General features: G+C 67.8%; 18 protein-coding genes. 15 read left to right on the forward strand and 3 right to left on the reverse strand.

Going from position 1 to position 20,025, the window contains the following annotated elements; translation table 11 throughout:
* The first annotated feature begins 98 nt into the window (after window positions 1-98).
* The 4 genes from fabA (at window position 99) to ACFPPB_RS11930 (ending at window position 3,364) form a co-directional block, all read left to right on the forward strand.
* Window positions 99-614 (forward strand): 3-hydroxyacyl-[acyl-carrier-protein] dehydratase FabA, encoded by a 516-nt coding sequence (fabA, locus tag ACFPPB_RS11915; protein ID WP_377327314.1) that lies wholly within the window; start codon window positions 99-101, stop codon window positions 612-614.
* Window position 615: 1 nt separating this feature from the next.
* Window positions 616-1,824, forward strand: coding sequence for a beta-ketoacyl-ACP synthase I (gene fabB / locus ACFPPB_RS11920; RefSeq protein ID WP_377327316.1), 1,209 nt, complete (start codon window positions 616-618; stop codon window positions 1,822-1,824).
* 142 nt (window positions 1,825-1,966) lie between these two features.
* Complete coding sequence (trhA, locus tag ACFPPB_RS11925; protein WP_377327318.1) at window positions 1,967-2,617, forward strand: PAQR family membrane homeostasis protein TrhA; 651 nt, start codon at window positions 1,967-1,969, stop codon at window positions 2,615-2,617.
* Between the two features lie 90 nt (window positions 2,618-2,707).
* Complete coding sequence (locus ACFPPB_RS11930) at window positions 2,708-3,364, forward strand: HD-GYP domain-containing protein (protein ID WP_377327320.1); 657 nt, start codon at window positions 2,708-2,710, stop codon at window positions 3,362-3,364.
* Window positions 3,365-3,436: 72 nt separating this feature from the next.
* Here the strand turns inward: ACFPPB_RS11930 and ACFPPB_RS11935 are convergent, their stop codons facing one another.
* Genes ACFPPB_RS11935 through ACFPPB_RS11945 form a run of 3 tightly spaced genes read right to left on the reverse strand, consistent with a single transcriptional unit; the run spans window position 3,437 to window position 5,817 of the window.
* Complete coding sequence (locus ACFPPB_RS11935) at window positions 3,437-4,315, reverse strand: U32 family peptidase (RefSeq protein WP_377327322.1); 879 nt, start codon at window positions 4,313-4,315, stop codon at window positions 3,437-3,439.
* Between the two features lie 10 nt (window positions 4,316-4,325).
* Entirely contained in the window at window positions 4,326-5,396 is a 1,071-nt protein-coding gene (gene ubiU, locus ACFPPB_RS11940) for a ubiquinone anaerobic biosynthesis protein UbiU (protein ID WP_377327324.1), read from the reverse strand.
* A 49-nt stretch (window positions 5,397-5,445) separates the two neighbouring features.
* Window positions 5,446-5,817 (reverse strand): ArsR/SmtB family transcription factor, encoded by a 372-nt coding sequence (locus ACFPPB_RS11945; RefSeq protein ID WP_377327326.1) that lies wholly within the window; start codon window positions 5,815-5,817, stop codon window positions 5,446-5,448.
* 142 nt (window positions 5,818-5,959) lie between these two features.
* Between ACFPPB_RS11945 and ACFPPB_RS11950 the strand changes: the two genes are divergently transcribed.
* The 11 genes from ACFPPB_RS11950 (at window position 5,960) to cydC (ending at window position 19,940) form a co-directional block, all read left to right on the forward strand.
* A complete protein-coding gene (locus ACFPPB_RS11950; RefSeq protein ID WP_377327328.1) occupies window positions 5,960-6,166 on the forward strand; it encodes a YgaP family membrane protein in 207 nt (68 codons plus the stop codon).
* 28 nt (window positions 6,167-6,194) lie between these two features.
* A complete protein-coding gene (locus tag ACFPPB_RS11955; protein ID WP_377327330.1) occupies window positions 6,195-6,578 on the forward strand; it encodes a DUF302 domain-containing protein in 384 nt (127 codons plus the stop codon).
* Between the two features lie 148 nt (window positions 6,579-6,726).
* The gene (locus tag ACFPPB_RS11960; protein WP_377327332.1) at window positions 6,727-8,034 is read left to right on the forward strand and encodes an NAD(P)/FAD-dependent oxidoreductase; all 1,308 of its coding nucleotides are present in this window, start codon (window positions 6,727-6,729) and stop codon (window positions 8,032-8,034) included.
* A gap of 65 nt (window positions 8,035-8,099) precedes the next feature.
* Window positions 8,100-9,218 carry an efflux RND transporter periplasmic adaptor subunit gene (locus tag ACFPPB_RS11965; RefSeq protein WP_377327334.1) on the forward strand — a complete coding sequence of 373 codons (1,119 nt, stop codon included), beginning with the start codon at window positions 8,100-8,102 and terminating at the stop codon, window positions 9,216-9,218.
* On the forward strand, window positions 9,215-12,472 hold the full coding sequence (locus ACFPPB_RS11970; protein ID WP_377327336.1) for an efflux RND transporter permease subunit: 3,258 nt from the start codon (window positions 9,215-9,217) through the stop codon (window positions 12,470-12,472). The genes ACFPPB_RS11965 and ACFPPB_RS11970 overlap by 4 nt, the downstream gene beginning before the upstream one ends.
* Before the next feature lie 2 nt (window positions 12,473-12,474).
* The gene (locus ACFPPB_RS11975; RefSeq protein WP_377327338.1) at window positions 12,475-12,957 is read left to right on the forward strand and encodes an OsmC family protein; all 483 of its coding nucleotides are present in this window, start codon (window positions 12,475-12,477) and stop codon (window positions 12,955-12,957) included.
* Window positions 12,958-13,266: 309 nt separating this feature from the next.
* Window positions 13,267-14,862 (forward strand): cytochrome ubiquinol oxidase subunit I, encoded by a 1,596-nt coding sequence (locus tag ACFPPB_RS11980; RefSeq protein ID WP_377327339.1) that lies wholly within the window; start codon window positions 13,267-13,269, stop codon window positions 14,860-14,862.
* A 3-nt stretch (window positions 14,863-14,865) separates the two neighbouring features.
* Window positions 14,866-15,999, forward strand: a complete 1,134-nt coding sequence (cydB, locus tag ACFPPB_RS11985) for a cytochrome d ubiquinol oxidase subunit II (RefSeq protein ID WP_377327341.1) — start codon at window positions 14,866-14,868, stop codon at window positions 15,997-15,999.
* A 9-nt stretch (window positions 16,000-16,008) separates the two neighbouring features.
* On the forward strand, window positions 16,009-16,221 hold the full coding sequence (locus ACFPPB_RS11990) for a hypothetical protein (RefSeq protein WP_377327343.1): 213 nt from the start codon (window positions 16,009-16,011) through the stop codon (window positions 16,219-16,221).
* A gap of 204 nt (window positions 16,222-16,425) precedes the next feature.
* A complete protein-coding gene (gene cydD / locus ACFPPB_RS11995; RefSeq protein WP_377327345.1) occupies window positions 16,426-18,162 on the forward strand; it encodes a thiol reductant ABC exporter subunit CydD in 1,737 nt (578 codons plus the stop codon).
* Window positions 18,159-19,940: a thiol reductant ABC exporter subunit CydC gene (gene cydC / locus ACFPPB_RS12000; protein ID WP_377327346.1), complete on the forward strand. Its 1,782-nt coding sequence runs from the start codon at window positions 18,159-18,161 to the stop codon at window positions 19,938-19,940. Before cydD ends, cydC begins: the two co-directional genes overlap by 4 nt.
* Window positions 19,941-20,025 lie beyond the last annotated feature (85 nt).

Here is a 20,025-nt window from a genome sequence, read left to right on the forward strand (position 1 = left end):
CGCATGCCGCGGCCACGGTCGCGGCGCGGGTTGACTCTCGTCAAGACATGCGCGGGCGCAGCTGGCAGACTGTAGCTTCCTGATCCAGTGAGCTTTCCATGACGCGTCCTTCCTCGTTCGATTACGAACAGCTGCTGGCCTGTGGCCGCGGCGAGCTGTTTGGCGATGGCAATGCGCGGCTGCCATCGCCGCCGATGTTGATGTTCGACCGCATCACGCACATTGCCGCCGAGGGCGGAGCCCATGGCAAGGGACTGATCCATGCCGAGCTGGACATCCATCCGGAGCTGTGGTTTTTCGGCTGCCATTTCATCGGCGATCCGGTGATGCCCGGCTGCCTCGGGCTCGATGCGATGTGGCAGCTCAGCGGCTTCTTCCTGCCCTGGCTGGGCGAGCCCGGCCGCGGCCGCGCGCTGGGCGTGGGCCAGGTGAAATTTTCCGGGCAGGTGATGCCGACGGCGAAGCTGCTGCGCTACGAGATCGACATCCGCCGCGTGATGCGCGGCAAGCTGCGCATGGTGATCGCCGACGGCAAGACCTTCGTCGACGACCGCCTGATCTACGAGGCCAGCGACATGCGCGTGGGCTTGTTCCAGTCCACCGAGGGCTTTTGAGATGCGCCGCGTCGTGGTGACCGGCATGGGCATCGTGTCGTGCCTGGGCAACCTGCCAACGACGGTCTCGCGCGCGCTGCGCGAAGGCCACAGCGGCATCCGCGCGATGCCGGGATACGCCGAGCTGGGCCTGCGCAGCCAGGTGGCGGGCGTGCCGCAGATCGATCTGGATGCCGAGATCGATCGCAAGCCGCGCCGCTTCATGGGTGACGCCGCCGCCTACGCTTACGTGGCGATGCGTTCGGCGATCGCCGATGCCGGACTTGCCATCGAGCAGATCTGCCACCCCCGCACCGGCGTGATCGCCGGCTCCGGCGGCGGCTCGCCCAAGTGGCAGATCGAGACCGGCGACCTGCTGCGCAACAAGGGCGTACGCAAGGTCGGCCCGTTCATGGTGCCGCGCACGATGTGCTCCACGGTGTCGGCCACGCTGGCCACCGCGTTCGGCATTCTCGGCCTGAGCTATTCGATCGCCGCCGCCTGTGCCACCTCGGGCCATTGCATCGGTGCCGCGGCCGATCTGATCCGGCATGGTGCGCAGGACGTGATGTTCGCCGGTGGCGGCGAGGAAGAACACTGGGGCATGACCGCGCAGTTCGACGCCATGGGCGCGCTGTCCACCGGCTACAACGACACGCCGCAGCGCGCATCGCGCCCGTATGATGCCAGCCGCGACGGTTTCGTCATCGCCGGCGGCGGCGGCATGCTGGTGCTGGAAGAGTACGAGCATGCCAGGGCACGCGGCGCGCACATCCATGCCGAGCTGGTCGGCTACGGCGTCACCTCCGACGGCGCCGACATGGTGGCGCCCTCCGGCGAGGGCGCGGTGCGCTGCATGCGGATGGCGCTGGCCAACGTGAGTGCGCCGGTCGACTACCTCAACACCCACGGCACCGCCACGCCGCTGGGCGATATCGTCGAGCTGCAGTCGGTGCGCGAGGTCTTCGGCGACGCCGTGCCGCCGCTGTCCTCCACCAAGTCGCTGACCGGCCATGCGCTGGGCGCGGCCAGCGTGCACGAGGCGATCTACAGCCTGCTGATGCTCGACGAAGGCTTCATCGCCGGCTCGGCGCATATCGACGAACTGGACCCGCGCGCCGAAGGATTCCCGATCGTGCGTTCGAGCCGGCCGGCGCAGCTGGCCACCGTGATGTCGAACAGCTTCGGCTTCGGCGGCACCAACGCAAGCCTGGTGTTCGCCAAGGTCTGACCGCCATCATCGTTATTGTTGTTGTAGGAGCCCGCTCGCGGGCGATGCTGTTGTTTTGATTTTTCCTACCCAACCATCAAAGCAACAGCATCGCCCGCGAGCGGGCTCCTACCTGATCGTCCTGTCTTGCAGAAGGTCCTCCATGTCAGCCATTTCCGCCTCGCGCCCGTCCACCTTCGGCGAGGAACTAGCCAACAGCATCAGTCATGGCCTCGGTGTGTTGCTGGCCATCGTGGGTCTGCCGGTATTGATCGTCAAAGCGGTGCGCGTCGGCAGTGCGTCGGCCGTGGTGGGGGCGGCGGTGTTCGGCGGTAGCGCGATTCTGCTGTACATGGCCTCGACGCTGTATCACGCGGTATCGCACGAGCGGGTCAAGGCGTGGCTGCAGCGGCTGGACTATGGCGCGATCTACCTGCTGATCGCCGGCACCTACACTCCGGTTGCGCTGGGCGTGTTGCGCGACGACTGGGGTCTGGTGCTGCTGGGCGTGATCTGGAGCCTGGCGCTGCTGGGGCTGGTGTTCAAGCTGGTGGTGGGAGCTCGGTTCCACCGGCTGTCCACCGCGCTGTATGTGGCGATGGGCTGGATGGCGCTGATCGCGATCCGGCCGCTGTGGCTGCACCTGCCGGCGGGCGGGTTGATCCTGCTGTTCGGCGGCGGCGCGGCGTATACGCTGGGCGTGGTGTTTTTCATGCTGCACGAGAGGCTGCGCTACAGCCATTTCGTCTGGCATTTGTTCGTGCTGGCCGGCACTGGTTGCCACTACGCCACCGTGCTGCTGTATGCGGCTTGATTCGCGCCTTGCCGAGGCTAGCCGTGGCAGGGTTGCCGGATACTGGTATCTCCGCTGGCCGCGGCGCGCTAGCATGGCCGCCGGCACGCTGTGCGCCCGAAAGGGCGCGTCGATGAGACGGCGCCGCGACAGCAGCGGGGCGCCGTCACGGAGGGGTACATGGAAACGTGGTTTTCGCGGGTCGAACCGGTACTGGGTGCTGCGCTGGAACTGCGCGACATCCATACGTCAGCCCATTGCGGACGTGTCAGCCAGCTGGCCCTGATGTTCGCGGAGGACCTCGGTCTGCGCGGCGATGCGCTGCTGGCAGTGGCTGTGGCGGCCCGATTTCATGACGTCGGCAAGATCGGCATTCCCGATGCGATCCTGTACAAGATTGGATCGCTGAATGACGCCGAGTGGGAAATCATGAAGGGCCACAGCGTCCGCGGCGAGTACATCATCCGGATGGATCCGCACCTGCTTATGGGAGGCGAGATCGCGCGTACGGTGCGCCATCATCATGAGCACTACGACGGCAACGGTTATCCGGATGGTCTGCGTGAGCAGGCCATTCCGCTGCAAGCAAGGGTCTTGTCGGTGATCGACAGCTATGACGCGATACGCAGGCGTCGTGCCTACCATGCAGCACAGTCGCATGAGGCTGCGGTGTCCATCCTGGCCAGCGAGCGGGGTACCAAACATGATCCGCAAATCCTCGATGCGTTCTTGTCATATGAGAGGGGATGGTTCGACCGGCTGAGCTGATACGGCCAGCGAAGGCGCATTGCCGGCTGCGGCCCGGATTTCCTGCTGCTCCCGAACAGTATCGATGACGGCTTATGCGGGTTCGGCCATGCGCATGCCCGGCTCGCCGTGCCAGTAGCCGTTGCGGGCGCCGATGCGTGGCGGCGCCACCGGCGAGCGGCGGGCGAGATGGAAGTGCGCCACCGCCTCGGCCATGCCCTCGGCTTGCGGGTACAGCCGCAATACGTCCACGCCCAGTTCGCGCAATGCCGGCAGTTCGGGGCCGAGGTCGGTGATCTCCTCGCCCTGGATCTGGATGCCGTTGATGCGCAGGAACGGCCGGCCCTCGCGCGTGGCCAGCGGCATGCCGTCGGGATAGTCGATGCAGCGGAAGCCGCACTGGTCCTTGGCCACGTCGAGCGCGCGCGCGGTGAAGCAGCGCGCGGAGAAGGCCAGCGGCAGCCGGCCGAACGCGATCACCTCGAGCTCCGGCATCGGCCGGCCTTCCGCCTGCATCGCCTCGCGCAATTCGCGCAACAAGCTGTGGCCTTGCTCCACGCCGGGCACCCAGCGGCGCAGGCCGTCTTCCATCAGCATCGCCAGCGCCTGGTGGTTGTACACGTTGAGCGTGGGGCCGGCCACGAACGGCACGCCGCGCTCGCGACACAGCTGCACCGCGGACAGATCGTTCGCCTCGATCCAGCAGCCGCCGTGATCGACCAGCCGCCGCAACACGCCGAGTTCGGACTCCGCCTCGATCAGCGCCAGCGACGACAACACGATCTGCTTGCCGCTGGCGGCCAGCTCGCCGGCCAGCGCGATCCAGTCGCGCGTGCCCAGTTCGCGGCGCTTGCTGCACACCGTCTCGCCCAGGTAGATGATGTCGACCGGCCAGTCGGCGGCTTCGCGGTAGAACGCCAGCGTGCGTTCGCGCGGCCAGAAATACTGCAGCGGTCCCAGACTGAGTTTCATCGTGGTCGCCTCAATGCCAGGAGCGGTGATAAGGGCCGAGGGTGGTCTGGTGGCCCTCGGCATGTTTCGACAGCGACTGCTGCCAGCCAGGCTGCAGGCTCCAGCTGGCCGGGGCGTCGCGGTAGCGGTCCAGCGCCGCGCGCCAGGTGCGGGTGACCGAGCCGACATAGGCCACGCCGCGCTGGCGGCCCTCGATCTTCAATGCCGCCACGCCGGCTTGCGCCAGTCGCGGCAGCAGCTCCAGCGTGTTCAGGCTGGTCGGTTCCTCGAGCGCGTGGAAGATCTCGCCACCCACGTCGAAGCGGCCCTTGCACACGGTCGGGTAGCCGGCCGGTTCAGCCGGCTCGAACTTGTCGATCAGCACCTGGTTCAGCCGCACGCTGCGGCGGCCGTCGTCGTGTTCCTCCCAGCGTACGAAGCTGGCCGGCGAGCACACGCCGTGCCGGTTCGGCGAGGCGCCGGTGACATAGCTGGACAGCTGGCAGCGCCCTTCGACCATGATGCACAAGCTGCCGAATGCGAACACTTCCAGCGGTACCGGCGAGCCTTCGCACAGGCGCTCGACCTGCTGGATCGACAGCACGCGCGGCAGCACCGCCCGGCTGATGCCGAAGCGCTCATGGGCATAGCGCAGTGCCGGCGCGGTGGTGGCCGAACCCTGTACCGACAGGTGCCGCTTCAGCGTCGGGTGCGTCCGCGTGGCGTAGTCGAGCACCGCCATCTCGGCGGCGATGATCGCGTCGCAGCCGAACTCGGCGGCCTTGTCCACCGCGCTGTACCACTGCCGTAGCCGCGCGCTGTCGGGGTAGGTGTTCAGCGCCAGATACACCTGCCTGCCGCGCTGGTGCGCATAGGCGATGCCGTCGCGCAGCTCCGCGTCGCTGAAGTTGAGGCCGGGAAAGGCGCGCGCATTGGTCTGATCGCGGAAGCCCGCGTAGACCGCATCGGCACCGGCGTCGATCGCCGCTTGCAGCGCCGGCAGGTTGCCGGCAGGACAGACCAGTTGCATGGACACCTCGAAGCCGGGAGTTCGGGGCGCATTGTCGCGATTGCCCTGGATCGCCGTGCTGACCTGGATCAATCCGGATCGCGTCGGTGAACAGACCTGGTCTGGAAATGCCCGGCGAATGTCAGCCGGCGCGGCGCCTGCGGCCGGAGCGGTTCTTCGCGCCCCGCGAATCGGTATCCGCGGCGCAGTAGATGTCGTACAGCGAGGCGATGATGGCGTGGGCGGGCCCCGCGGGCAGGGTGTACCAGACGGTCTGCGCCTCGCGCCGGGTACCGACCAGGCCTTCGTTGCGCAGCCGGGCAAGGTGCTGGGACAGCGCCGACTGGCTGAGCTCGGGCAGTTGTTCGTTGATCTGCCCTACCGACATCTCGCCGTCCAGCAGCAGGCACAGCACGCGCAGGCGCTGCGCGTTGCCCAGGGTCTTGAGCAGTTGCGAGGCCTCTTCGGCGCGCGACTGCATGAGGTCCAGATCCGCATCGGCCGGCATGTTCATCGGTAGGTGTTCCTCGCGGGTGCAGTTGTTCTGCTTCGTGGGCTTGACTTTACCATGAAAGTCTAATTAAGATAAATCTAATTTAGTGATTATTGAATTAGTGAGCCGCACCTCGGTTTCCATCCACCACGGGAGTTCCGCCATGAATGTCGATCGCATCGTTCTGGGTTTCGCCGGCACCGTCGTGCTGGTGGGTATCGCGCTGGCGCACTTCGTGGCGCCGGCCTGGATCTGGCTGCCGGTGCTCGTGGGCGCCAACCTGCTGCAGTCCGCGTTCACCGGTTTCTGCCCGCTGGCGATGCTGCTGCGCAAGCTGGGCCTGAAGCCCGGCTGCGCCTTCCCGTCCTGAATGCCATTCCGTCGAGCCGAGGTGAACCGTGTACTACATCGTTGAAACATCCAAGACGCCGGAACAGGCCGCCGCCGACCTGGCCGAAGCGGTCGCGCGCAACGGCTTCGGCGTGCTGCACGTGCACGATCTGGGCGCCACCCTGCGCAGCAAGGGCGTCGCGTTCGAGCGCCAGTGCAAGGTGTTCGAAGTGTGCAACCCGCGGCAGGCGGCCAGCGTGCTGGCGGCGGACATGCGGCTGAACATGGCGCTGCCGTGCCGCATCTCGGTCTACACCGACGCCGGCAAGACTTGGATCGGCATGATACGGCCGGTGCCGATGCTGGGCCTGCTTTCGACCGATCCCGCGCTGGTGGCGACGGCCGGCGAAGTGGAGCAGGTCGTCACGCGCATCATCGACGAGGCCAGGTAGCACCACGGCCATGTCGGGAAATCCGGGTGCGATGCGCGTGCCGATCCGGCACCTCGACGACGCGCCATCTCCTGCGGACTTGACCAGGCTCAAGTGCGGCCAGGCACCGATAGCGCACGCTGTCAACAACCCAGAGCAGGAGTCGGCCATGTGCGACGTCGTCATGGTTGGTGCGGGCCTGGGCGGCATGAGTGCCGCCTATGAAATCAAGGCCGCGTTGGGTCGCGCCCATCGCGTCACAGTGGTCGGCGAAGGCGGCCTGTTCTCGTTCACGCCATCCAATCCCTGGGTCGGCATCGGCTGGCGCAAGCCGGCCGACGTGCAGATCGATGCCGCGTCGGCACTGGCCCGGCACGACATCGCATTCATCGACTCGGCGGCCAGCGCGATTCGCCCCGCGGAAAACCGCGTGCTGCTGCAGGATGGCCGCGAGCTGAAGTACGACTACCTGGTCATCACCACCGGTCCGCGACTGGCATTCGACGAAGTTCCGGGGCTGGGGCCGCTAGCCGGGTACACCCAATCGGTCTGTACCACGGCTCATGCGACCGCCGCCTGGCAGGCCTACGAGGAGTTCCTGAAAGCGCCGGGCCCGGTGGTCATCGGCGCCGCGCAAGGAGCGAGCTGCTTCGGCCCGGCCTACGAGTTTGCGATGATCCTCGACACCGACTTGCGCCGGCGCAAATTGCGCGATCGGGTGCCGATGACGTTCGTGACGCCGGAGCCTTACATCGGCCACATGGGGCTGGGCGGCGTCGGCGACTCCAAGGGCTTGCTGGAGAAGGAGCTGCGTCAGCGCCACATCAAGTGGATCACCAACGCACGCATCGAGAAGGTCGAGCCCGGACTGATGCAGGTCAGCGAATGCGACACGCGCGGCCAGGCGCTGGAGGAGCACACGCTGCCATTTGCCTACTCGATGGTGATCCCCGCGTTCACCGGCGTGGCCGCGGTACGCGGCATCGAGGGCCTGGTCAATCCGCGCGGCTTCGTGCTGATCGACAAGCACCAGCGCAATCCGGCGTTTCCGAACATCTTCGCTGCCGGCGTGTGCGTGGCGATCCCGCCGGTGGAAGCGACCGCGGTGCCGACCGGGGCACCCAAGACCGGCTTCATGATCGAATCCATGGTCGGTGCGCTGGCCGCCAACATCAACGCCGTCATCGACGGCAGAGCAGCCACCGCCGAGGCGACCTGGAACGCGGTGTGCCTGGCCGACATGGGCGACAGCGGCGCGGCGTTCGTGGCCCTTCCGCAGATCCCGCCGCGCAATGTCACCTGGGCGAAGCAGGGCAAGTGGGTGCACCTGGCCAAGGTCGCGTTCGAGAAATACTTCATGCGCAAGATCCGTACCGGCAACACCGATCCGGTCTACGAGAAGTACGTGATGAAGGCTCTCGGCATCGAGCGGCTCAAGCCCGGGACACAGCCCGATGGCGCGAATCAACCTCGCTGATTTCCGCGCCGATGAAATCCACCCTGATGAAATCCGCATCGATGACACGCCGAGAGTCGGTTGCCATGAAGTCTTTCCTGCGCCATGTCGTCATGTCGCTGGCCGTTGTCGCGCTGGCCGGCTGCGGCCACCGGAATTCGCCGGTTGCCACGCACAGCCCGCCGCCGGCGCTGGCCAGCGTGGTCGTGCATGCACAGGCGGCGCATGACGAACAGGTCTGGGATGGCGTGGTGGAGGCGGTGAACCAGACCACCATCACTGCGCAAACCAATGCGCGGGTGCTCGAGCTGCCGCACGACGTCAACGATATCGTCGCAAAAGGCGATGTGCTGGTGCGCTTCACCGATGTCGAGCAGAAGTCGGCGCGCGGCGCGGCCCAGGCGCAGGTCGCTTCGGCCGCGGCGACCTACAAGGAGGCCGCCGCGTCGTACCAGCGCATCGAGGCGGTCTACGCGAAGGGATTCGTGTCCGCGGCACAGATGGATCAGCAGCGCGCCCTGCGCGATGCGGCACGGGCGGCGCTGGCGTCGGCGCGGGCCCAGCTCGATCAAGTTGGCCAGGCGCTGGACTACACGGTGCTGCGCGCGCCTTATGCGGGCATCATCACCCGCCGCTATGTGCAGGTGGGCGAGGCCGTGCAGGCCGGCCCGCCGTCGCCGCAGCCATTGATCGCGATGCAGGCGCTGGACGATCTGCGGGTCAACGTGCAGGTGCCGCAGAGCGCGGTCGACACCATCCGCCATTTTCACGCGGCCGACGTGCTGCTCGGCGGCAGCGGCGCACGGCGGATCGCCGCCGGCAGCGTCAACGTGTTTCCGTATGCCGACCCGAATACGCATACCTTCAACGTGCGGCTGCAGTTGCCCGGTGGCGACACCGGCCTGTACCCGGGTATGACGGTCAAGGTCGCCTTCGCCACCGGTGAGGCGAAACGCCTGCTGGTGCCGGCCGGCGCGCTGGTGCAGCGTGGCGAGCTGCTGGGCGTGTACGTGCTCGATGAACACGGTGTGGCCTTGCGCCAGCTGCGCATCGGCCATCGCTACGCGGATCAGGTCGAGGTACTGGCCGGGCTCGACGACGGCGAACGGGTGGCGACCGACCCGGCCGCCGCCGCGCGCTGGCTGATCGAACACAGATCGAGCGGGAGCGGATCGGCCGGTGGCAGCCAGGGGATCGCGCCATGAGCGAGCCACGGCTCGGCTTCTCCGGCCGCATCGCCCGCACCTTCCAGCGTTCGCCGCTGACGCCGATCCTGGCGATCGCGGCACTGCTGCTCGGCCTGGTCGCGGTGATGATCACGCCGCGCGAGGAAGAACCGCAGATCGACGTGACCATGGCCAACGTGATGGTGCCGTTCCCCGGTGCCGACGTGCACGACGTCGAGAACCTGGTGGCTTATCCGCTGGAGCAGAAGCTGGCCGAGCTGGAAGGCGTCAAGCACGTCTACTCGGTGAGCCGGCCCGGCATGGCGGTGATCACGGTGGAGTTCCAGGTCGGCGTGCCGCGGCAGACCGCGATCGTGCGGCTGTACAACCAGGTGTTCCAGAACCAGGGCTTCGTGCCGCCCAACCTGGGCGTGGGCCAGCCGCTGGTGCGGCCGATGGGCATCGACGACGTGCCGGTGATGGCGCTCACGCTGTGGAGCGACGACCCCGCGCAAGGTCCGACCCGGCTGGCCGAAGTCGCGCATACGCTGGAAACCGAATTGAAGCGCGTGCCCGGCACCCGCGACGTCTACACCATCGGCGCACCCGAGCGGGCGGTGGTGGTGGACCTGGATGCGGCGAAACTGGCCGCGTACGGCATGGCGGTCGGCGACCTGGCCAAGGCCTTGCGCGCGGCCAATGTGGTGACCCAGGTCGGCGACCGCGTGACGGGCAACCGCGACGTGCCGGTGACCGCCGGACGCTTTCTCGCCGACGCGGCGGATGTGGCCCAGCTGGTGATCGGCCTGAAGAACGGCCAGCCGGTGTTCCTCTCCGACGTGGCCACGATCCATCAGGGCGCCGACCTGCCCAGCCGCTACGTCTGGTTCGGCGCGCCCGCCGGCAAGGCCGGCCCGCCCACCGGCAACGCGCCGGCAGTGACCATCGCGATAGCGAAGAAGCCGGGCACCAACGCCGCCGACATCACCCGCGCGATCGGCGCGCAGCTGCATGTACTCGAAGGCGTGGTGATTCCCGCCGGCGTGCACGTCACGGTGACCCGCGACTACGGCCAGACCGCCACCGACAAGGCGGACAAGCTGATCCACAAGCTGATCTTCGCCACCTCGTCGGTGGTGCTGCTGGTGCTGCTGACGATGGGTTGGCGCGAGGCGATCGTGGTCGGCAGCGCGGTGGTGATCACCCTGGCGCTGACCTTGTTCGCGTCGTGGGCGATGGGCTTCACCATCAACCGCGTCTCGCTGTTCGCGCTGATCTTCTCGATCGGCATCCTGGTCGACGATGCGATCGTGGTGGTGGAGAACATCCACCGGCACATGGCCGGATCGGAGACGGCTCGGGGCGGGCGCACCTTGCTCGAAGCGATTCCCGCGGCGGTCAGCGAGGTCGGCGGGCCGACCATCCTGGCCACCTTCACGGTGATCGCCGCGCTGCTGCCGATGGCCTTCGTGTCCGGCCTGATGGGGCCGTACATGCGGCCGATCCCGATCAACGCCTCGGCCGGCATGCTGTTGTCGCTGGCGGTTGCGCTGATCGTGACACCATGGCTGGCGCTCAAGCTGCTCGGCCATCACCGGCACAGCGACGCTGCGCCGACGGACAGCCATGCCACGAGCGACGGCCGCCTGCACCGCGTCTTCCGTCGCCTGATGCTGCCGTTCCTCGACGGCGACCGTGCGCCGCGCCGACGCCGCCTGCTGTTCGCCGCGATGGGCGTGCTGGTGCTGGCCGCCGTGGGCCTGGTGGTGATCAAGGCGGTAGTGCTGAAGATGCTGCCGTTCGACAACAAGTCCGAGTTCCAGATCGTGGTGGACATGCCCGAGGGCAGCACGCTGGAGCGGACCAACCGGCTGCTCGGCGAACTCGCGCAGAGCCTGGCCGGCGTGCCCGAAGTGAAGGACTGGCAGGGCTATGCCGGCACCGCCGCACCGATCACCTTCAACGGGCTGGTGCGCCAGTACTACCTGCGCAGCGGCCCCATCGTCGGCGACCTGCAGGTGAGCCTGGTCGACAAGAGCGAGCGTTCGCGCCAGAGCCACGCCATCGCGCTGGCGGTGCGGCCGGCGCTGGCCCGCATCGGTGCGCGCTACGGCGCCTCGGTGAAGGTAGTCGAGGTGCCGCCCGGTCCGCCGGTGCTCGCACCGATCGTGGCCGAGGTCTACGGACCCGACTACGCCGGCGTGCGCCGCACGGCGCTCGAGCTGGAGCAGAAATTCAGGGCCAACCCCGACATCGTCGATGTCGACACCAGCGTGGAGGCGGATGCGCCGCGCGAGGTGCTGGTGGTCGATCGCGCACGCGCGGCGCGGCTGGGGCTGGACCAGGCGTCCATCGCGCAGGTGTTGCGCACCGCGTTGTCCGGAGACGATGCAACTTACCTGATGGACGGCCACGCGAAATACGCGGTGCCGATACGCCTGCGCCTCGACGCCGGCGACCAGGCGGCGATGAACCAGCTGCTGGCGTTGCGCGTGCGTGCGCAAGGCGGTGCGCTGGTGCCGTTGTCCGAGGTGGTCAGCGTGCAGCCGGCGAACTGGGAAAAGGCGATTTACCACAAGGACCTGCTGCCCTATGCCACGGTCACCGGTGACGACGCCGGCGCCACCGACAGCCCGTTGTACGGCATGTTCTCGCTGGTCGGCGAACTGGGCCACGAGCGGCTGGGCGGCCAGCTGCTGCAGCAGTACTTCACCGCGCAGCCCACCGACACCACCCGGGCGGCAGTGAAGTGGGATGGCGAATGGCAGATCACCTTCGAGACGTTCCGCGACATGGGGCTGGCCTATTCGGTCGGCCTGCTGCTGATCTATCTGCTGGTGGTCGGTCAGTTCAAGAGCTATGTGGTGCCGCTGATCATCATGGCGCCGATTCCGCTGACCGTGATCGGCGTGATGCCGGGACATGCGTTGCTGGGCGCGCAGTACACCGCCACCTCGATGATAGGCATGATCGCGCTGGCCGGCATCATCGTGCGCAACTCGATCCTGCTGATCGACTTCATCAACCACGCGCTGGCTGCCGGACAGCCGTTGCGCGATGCGGTGATCAACGCCGCGGCGGTGCGCGCGAAGCCCATCGTGCTGACCGGGGTGGCGGCGATGATAGGCGGTTTCTTCATCCTCGACGACCCGATCTTCCAGGGCCTGGCGGTGTCGCTGATCTTCGGCATCCTGGTGTCGACCGCACTGACCCTGCTGGTGATCCCGCTGCTGTATTACGTATGGTTGCAGCGGCATCCCTTGCCCGAGACAGCATCCCCCGAAGGAGCGTGAGCATGAGCGAGACCCAGGAATTCACCCTCACCCTGACCCAGGAGTCGGACTACGTCTTCCGCATCGAGTTCGACGACACCGCGATCCCCGCGCTGCACACCGACGAATCCGCACCGCTGGGCGGCGGCACCGGCCCGAACCCGTCGCGCATGCTGGTCGCCGCCGTGGCCAATTGCCTCAGTGCCAGCTTGTTGTTCTCGCTGCGCAAGTACAAGAACGACCCGGGCGGCATCGTGGCGCGGGCGAAGGCCCGGCTGGAACGCAACGAGCACAATCGCCTGCGCGTGGCGCATATCGACGTGGCGATCGAGCTGCCGGGAGCCGCCGCCGGCTACGCGCAGATCGAGCGGCTGCTGGCGCAGTTCGAGGACTTCTGCATCGTCACCGAAAGCGTACGCCACGGCGTCGCGGTGGACGTCGTCGTGCGCGACGGCAGCGGCGTGCAGGTGCATCCCGCCCAAACACATCCGACGGTATCCGCCTGACGTGTGCGTAACCGCACAGCCTGCTCCGCACCGCGCGGCCCCGTAGCGGATCAAGCGGTTTCCTGACGCCGGTGCATTGACGGCATGCCGAAAGGCAAAGGCGCTCGAGGAGATGCGAGCGCCTCAGGGCATGCCCGAGCGGCATGTGCCTGGCATGCCTGCACGCCGCCGTGCCAGGTCGGAAGGGGTGGCGCGGAAATCTCCCCACGACTTGATCGTGATCAAAATCCATCGGGGCGAAAGAGAAACAATGCACCGGCATAGGCTTCACCCATCCGGGCTTCACGCTTCCAGTCAGGACGCCACGTCATGCATGACATCAACGTTGTCGATCTGTCACGTCTGCAATTCGCGCTCACCGCTCTCTACCACTTCCTGTTCGTCCCGCTGACGCTGGGACTGTCGTTCCTGTTGGCCGCGATGGAGACGGTTTACGTCACCACCGGCAAGCCGATCTACCGGGAGATCACCCAGTTCTGGAGCAAGTTGTTCCTGATCAACTTCGCCCTTGGCGTGGCCACCGGCCTCACCATGGAGTTCGAGTTCGGCACCAACTGGTCGTTCTACTCCAGCTTCGTCGGCGACATCTTCGGCGCGCCGCTGGCGATCGAGGGCTTGATGGCCTTCTTCCTCGAGGCCACCTTCATCGGCTTGATGGTGTTCGGCTGGAAGCGGTTGAAGCGGGGCCAGCATCTGGCGGTCACCTACATGGTGGCGCTCGGCTCCAACCTGTCGGCGCTGTGGATACTGATCGCCAACAGCTTCATGCAGACGCCGGCGGGTGCGAGCTTCAATCCGGTGACGATGCGGATGGAGCTGAGCAGCCTGACCGAGCTGATCTTCAATCACGATGCGCAAGCCAAGTTCGTGCACACCAGCATCGCCGGTTACGTCACCGGGGCGATCTTCGTGGCCGGCGTCAGCGCCTGGTATCTGCTGCAGCGGCGCCATGTCGAGCTGGCCCGCCGCTCGTTCCGCATGGCCGTGCTGTTCGGCGTGCTGGCCACCGCCGGGGTGATCACCCTGGGCGATGCGCTGGGCTTCATCGGCGGCCAGGCCCAGCCGACCAAGCTGGCGGCGATGGAAGGCCTGTGGAAGAGCGAGCCGGCACCGATGCCGTTCAACCTGATCGCGTTTCCCTCGCAGAAGGATCAAGTGAACCACGGCCAGCTGCAGGTGCCGTATGCGCTGTCGCTGCTGGTCACCCATTCCATCGACGGCGCCGTTCCCGGCGTCGACCGGCTGGAGCAGGACGCGATCGCACGCATCCGCAACGGCATCCCCGCGGTGGCGGCACTGCAGTCGCTCTCCGCCGCTCCCGGCGATGCCGCCGCGCTGGCCATCTTCCACGCCCACGAGAAGGATCTCGGCTACGGTTTCCTGGTGCAGCGTTACGCCGCGGACGTGACCCATGCCACCGACGCGCAGATCGCCACGGCGGCGCGCGACACCATCCCGCAGGTGGCGCCGATCTTCTGGTCGTTCCGTGTGATGGTGCTGATGGGTCTGGCGATGCTGGCGTATTTCGCGCTGGCGGTGATCTACAGCATGCGCAACAACGTCGAGCACCAGCGGTGGTTCCTGAAGATCGCCGTGTGGATGATCCCGGTGCCCTTCCTGGCCTGCGAGATGGGCTGGCTGGTGGCCGAGCTCGGACGCCAGCCGTGGACGGTCTACGGCATGCTGCCGACCTGGATGTCCGCCTCCACGCACAGCGTCGGCTACATGATCTTCTCGCTGGTCGGATTCGTGGGCTTGTACACCGCCTTCATCGTCGCCGAGATGTATCTGATGGTGCGCGCCATCCGCATCGGTCCCGACCCATCCCATTCCGGCGAGAGCGCCGGCCTACTCACAGACACGCCGCGGGCCGTCCGCCTGGCCAGCTACGCGCAGGAGGGCTGAGCGATGGAAACGTATGCACTGCTTCAAATCACCTGGTGGCTGCTGCTCGGCGTGCTGCTGATCGGCCTGGCCGTGATGGTCGGCATGGACATGGGCGTAGGCACCATCCTGCGCTACGTCGGCCGCAGCGACCTCGAGCGCCGCGTCGCGCTGAACATCGTCGGTCCGCACTGGGAGGGCAACCAGGTGTGGTTCGTGCTGGGCGGCGGCGCGGTGTTCGCCGCCTTTCCGCTGATCTACGCCACCGCCTTCTCGGGTTTCTACGTGGTGATGATGCTGCTGCTATGGAGCATGATCATGCGTCCCCTCGGCTTCGAGTACCGCAGCAAGCTGCCGTCCGAAGCATGGCGCCACGCGTGGGACTGGGCGCTGCTGGTCAGCGGCCTGGTGCCGATGGTGGTGTTCGGCGCCGCGTTCGGCAACCTGTTCCACGGTGCGCCGTTCCACTTCAGCTGGAATCTGACTTCGACCTATACGGGGTCCTTCCTCGGGCTGCTCAATCCGTTCGCGATCCTGTGCGGCCTGCTGTCGGCGGCATTGTCGGTATTCATGGGCGCGGTCACCGTGATGAACGGTGCCGAGGGCGTCATCCACGCCCGGGCCCGCACGCTGGCCAGGGTGTCGTCGGTGCTTGCGATCGTGCTGTTCGCGATCGGCGGTTTCTGGGTGCGCGGCATGCAGGGCTTCGTGCTGACCGGCGGCCCGGCCGCCGGTATCGCGCAGACACCGTTGCAGCAGAACGTGTCCTTGGCCGATGGTGCATGGTTCGCCAACTTCCATGCCCATCCGGTGCTGTGGCTGGTGCCGGCGCTGGGCTTTGCCGGCATGCTGCTGGGTCTGCTCGCCGCCGGCGCGAGGCGCTCGCATCTGGCCTGGTGGCTGGGTGCGGTGGCCTGGCTCGGCGTCATCGGTACGGCGGGTACGGCGCTGTTCCCGTTCCTGCTGCCGTCCAGCAGCACGCCGGCGCAGAGCCTCACGATATGGAATTCCAGTTCCAGCCAGCTCACCTTGACCTGGATGGTCGGCTTCGCCGCGGTCTTCGTGCCGCTGGTCGTCTGGTACACCAGCTGGGCCTTCTATGTGATGCGCGGAAAGGTCAGCGCCGACCATGTCTCCGCCGACGAACACGCCTACTGAGGATCCGCCATGAAAACCTTTCTGCAGTTCGTTCTCTTCATGGTCATTGCGGCGGTGGTGATCCTCATGGCCATCGTGCTGGGCGAGCTGGGCGCATGGTATTTCGCCTGGCTGGTCGGCACCGGCATGATCGTGCTGGTCACCGCGGCCGGCGGCGCGTTGCTCGATGCACAGGATGAGCATGCCGCGCACGAGTCGGGCATTGGCCGCGTGGATGCGTGAAGCCCGCGCCTGAACTAGAGTGTGCTCGTGGGAGCGACTTCAGTCGCGATCGTCGAATGTCGCGCAAGCCCTGTCGCGACTGAAGTCGCTCCCACAGCATCGCAAGAGTTCGGCGGCCCCTGCAGGCCGAAGTTCTTCGATGCAGCCGCTGCTTGTGTGATTGAAGGCCGGCTTGGCGCCGCCCTCCGCATTCCGGAATCTCTGATGGCCAACTCGCCGACCACCTGGCTGCGCGAACAGTCCCGTCCCGTGCGTCGCCTGCTGGCGACGGGGATCGCCGCCGGCGCCGCGCAGGCGGTGCTGATGTGCGGGGGCGCCTGGCTGGTGGCCCACGTGCTGGCCGAGGCGATCTTCGCCGGGCGCCGCCTTGGCGAACTGTGGCCAGCCGTGGCCGCGCTGCCGCTGCTGGCCGCTGCCCGCTTCGCGCTCACGCTGCTGCAGCGGCACGTCACGTTCGAGGCGGGCGCTCGGGTCAGCGCCGGCGTGCGCTCGTCGCTGGAGAAACGGATGCGCGGGCTGGGGCCGCGCTGGGCCGCGCAGCAGTCCAGCGGCGACATGGTCACGCGCCTGGTCGACGGAGTCGATGCGCTGATCCCGTACTACGCCGGCTATCTGCCGCAGGTGGCCCTGGCCGCGCTGATCCCTGCGGTGATCGTGCTCGTCGTGCTCGTGGCCGACCCGTGGTCGGCCCTGGTGCTGCTGCTGACCGCGCCGCTGATCCCGCTGTTCATGGTGCTGGTGGGGCGCGCCGCCGAGCAGGCCAGCCAGCGCCGCTGGCTGCGTCTGCGCCGGATGGGCGCGCGCTTCATGGATGCGCTGTCGGGCCTCACCACCTTGCGTCTGTGCCGCGCCACGGCGCGCGAGCAGGCGCTGCTGGAGGCCACCGGCGAAGCCTACCGGCAAGAGACCATGGCGGTGCTGCGGATCGCCTTCCTCTCGGCGCTGGTGCTGGAGTTCTTCGCCACGATCAGCATCGCCGTGCTGGCGGTGCTGATCGGCTTTCGCCTGATGTGGGGCACGCTCGCCTTCGAGCCCGGCCTGTTCGTGCTGCTGCTGGCGCCGGAACTGTTCATGCCGCTGCGCGCCATGGGCGCGCAGCGGCATCGGCGCATGGAAGCGGCGGCCGCGGCCGAGGATCTGATAGCGCTGCTGGCCGTCCCGGCCGAGGCGGCGGCCACGGCCGGCCCGTCGCCGCATGCGTTCGCCGCGACCCGGATCGGCATCGAGCTGCAGCAGGTCGGCTTCGGCTACGCGTCCGATCGCCAGGTGCTGCACGACCTCGGGTTGCGCGTCGAAGTCGGTACCCGGCTGACCGTGGTCGGCGCCAGCGGCAGCGGCAAGAGCACGCTGTTCCACCTGCTGATGGGATTTGCCGCACCGCAAGGCGGCCGGATCCTGATCAACGGCGAGGATCTCGCGACGCTGGCGCCGGCCTCGTGGCGCCGGCACATCGCGTGGGTGCCGCAACGCGTGCACGTGTTTCAGGGCTCGCTGCGGGACAACCTGCTGATCGCCGCCCCGCAGGCCGATGCCCGGCAGCTGGAACGGGCGGTGCAGGAGGCCGCGCTGGTGCCGGTCATCGCACGCCTGCCGCAGGGACTGGATACGCCGCTGGGCGAACACGGGCAAGGGTTGTCCGGCGGCGAACGTCAGCGTCTCGCGCTGGCTCGCGCCTGGCTGCGCGATGCGCCGCTGCTGCTGCTGGACGAACCCACTCAGCACCTTGACGCCGCCACGGCGGCGGTCATCGACCGCGCCCTGGCCAAGCTGGCCGAAGGCCGCACGGTGATCCGCATCGCACACCGGCTGGATACCATCGGCGCCGACGAACAGGTGGCGGTGATGGCGGACGGCCGCATCGTGGAGGTGGGCATGGCGTCGGCGCTGCGTGCTTCGCGTGGCGCCTTCGCGCGGCTGCTGGCAGCGGATCGCGCGGCATGAACACTGGTCCCCGCGATCATCGCGACAGACCGCACGCGGATGCCGGCCAGATGCTGCGGCGCCTGCTCGGCCTCGCCCGCGGCCAGCGCGGCTGGATGGCCGCCGGCGCCGCGCTGGCGCTGCTGAGCACGCTTTCGGGTATCGGCCTGCTCGCCGTGTCCGGCCACTTCATCACCAGCATGGCGCTGGCCGGCGCCAGCGGCGCCGCGATCAACTACTACACGCCGGCGGCGCTGATCCGGTTGCTGGCGATGCTGCGCACCGGCGGCCGCTACGCCGAGCGGTTGATCACTCACGAGGCCACGCTGCGCGTGCTGGCGCGGTTGCGCGCATGGCTGTTCGGACGGCTGGTGCCGCTGGCGCCGGCCGGGCTGGGCGGACTGCGCAGCGCCGAGCTGTTTTCCCGCCTGCGCGCCGATGTGGACGCGCTGGAGCACGCTTACCTCGGGGTGTTGATCCCGCTGCTGGTCGCGCTGGCGGTGACAGCCATCGTGCTCGCCACGGCACTGCTCTATCTGCCTGTGCTGGCGCTGTGGCTGCTGTTGCCGATCGGTCTTGGCGGCGTGCTGTTGCCTCGGTGGGCGCTGAAAAAAGGTGCGGCGCCGGGCGCCACGGTGGTGGAGTGTGCGGAGACCTTGCGCACGCTGGCTGCCGATGGCTTGCGCGGACGCGCGGAGCTGGCGCTGTACGGTACCGAGTCGGCTCATGCCGAACGGATAGCCGTCGCCACCGTCCGGCTGCAACAGGCCCGCCGGCAGACCAACCGGCTGGAGGCCATCGGCGGCGCCGGCGTGGCCCTCGCGGCGCAGCTCGCCGTCGTCGGAGTGCTCGCGTTCGGCCTGCCGGCCCTGCGCGCCGCGACGCTGGCGCCGCCCGACCTGACCATGCTCGTGCTGCTCGCCATGGCGGCGTTCGATGCGATTGCCCCGCTGCCGGAAGCCTGGGCGCAACTCGGCGCAACAATGGCCTCCGCCCGCCGCGTGTTCGCGTTGGCCGACACGCCTCCCGCGGTGATCGAGCCACGCGCGCCGTCGCCCGTGGTCCACGACAATGGCTTGTCCATCCGGCGCCTGCGGCTGAGCTACGGTGCGCAGGAGCCATGGGCGCTGGATGGCGTGGATCTCGAATTGCCGCAAGGGCATCGCCTGGCCGTGGTCGGCCCGTCGGGGGCAGGCAAGAGCAGCCTGGTCGGCGCGCTGCTTCGGCTGTATCCCTACCAGGGATCGATCACGCTCGGCGGCACGCCGCTCGATACCTGGCGGGGCGACGACGTGCGCGCCCGCATCGCGGTGGTCGACCAGCAGCCCTATCTTTTCGACGCCAGCCTGCGCGAGAACTTGTGCATCGCCCGTCCCGACGCTACCGACGGACAGCTGGAAAAGGTGATCGTGCAGGCCCAGCTGGACGGCTATGTGGCGAGCCTGCCGCAAGGCCTGGATACCTGGGTCGGCGAAAACGGCGTGCGCGTCTCCGGCGGCGAAGCGAGGCGCATCGCGATCGCCCGCGCGCTGCTCGCCGATGCGCCTGTCCTGGTGCTGGACGAACCCACCGAAGGCCTGGATGCCGGCACCGCGGCGCAGCTTTACCAGGCGCTTGCCGCGGCCATGGCGGGGCGCAGCGTCTTGCTGATAACGCATCGGCTCGGTGGCCTGTCCACCCTGGTCGATCAAGTGGCGACCATGCGCTGCGGCCGCATCGTCGAATGTGTTTCCGCGGCCGCCTATCTGGGCATCTCCTCCGGTGCAGAGCGCGCTTCCGCGGCCACGCAGGTCGACTAGCTCAAGTGCATGGCGGCGGGCGCGTCCCGGCATTGATGTGAATCAGCAGGGCCCGAGTCGCCGCGCGCTAGCATGCTTCCATCGC

The organism is Rhodanobacter terrae, from assembly GCF_042657005.1.
In the GTDB taxonomy this organism is placed as follows: domain Bacteria; phylum Pseudomonadota; class Gammaproteobacteria; order Xanthomonadales; family Rhodanobacteraceae; genus Rhodanobacter; species Rhodanobacter terrae.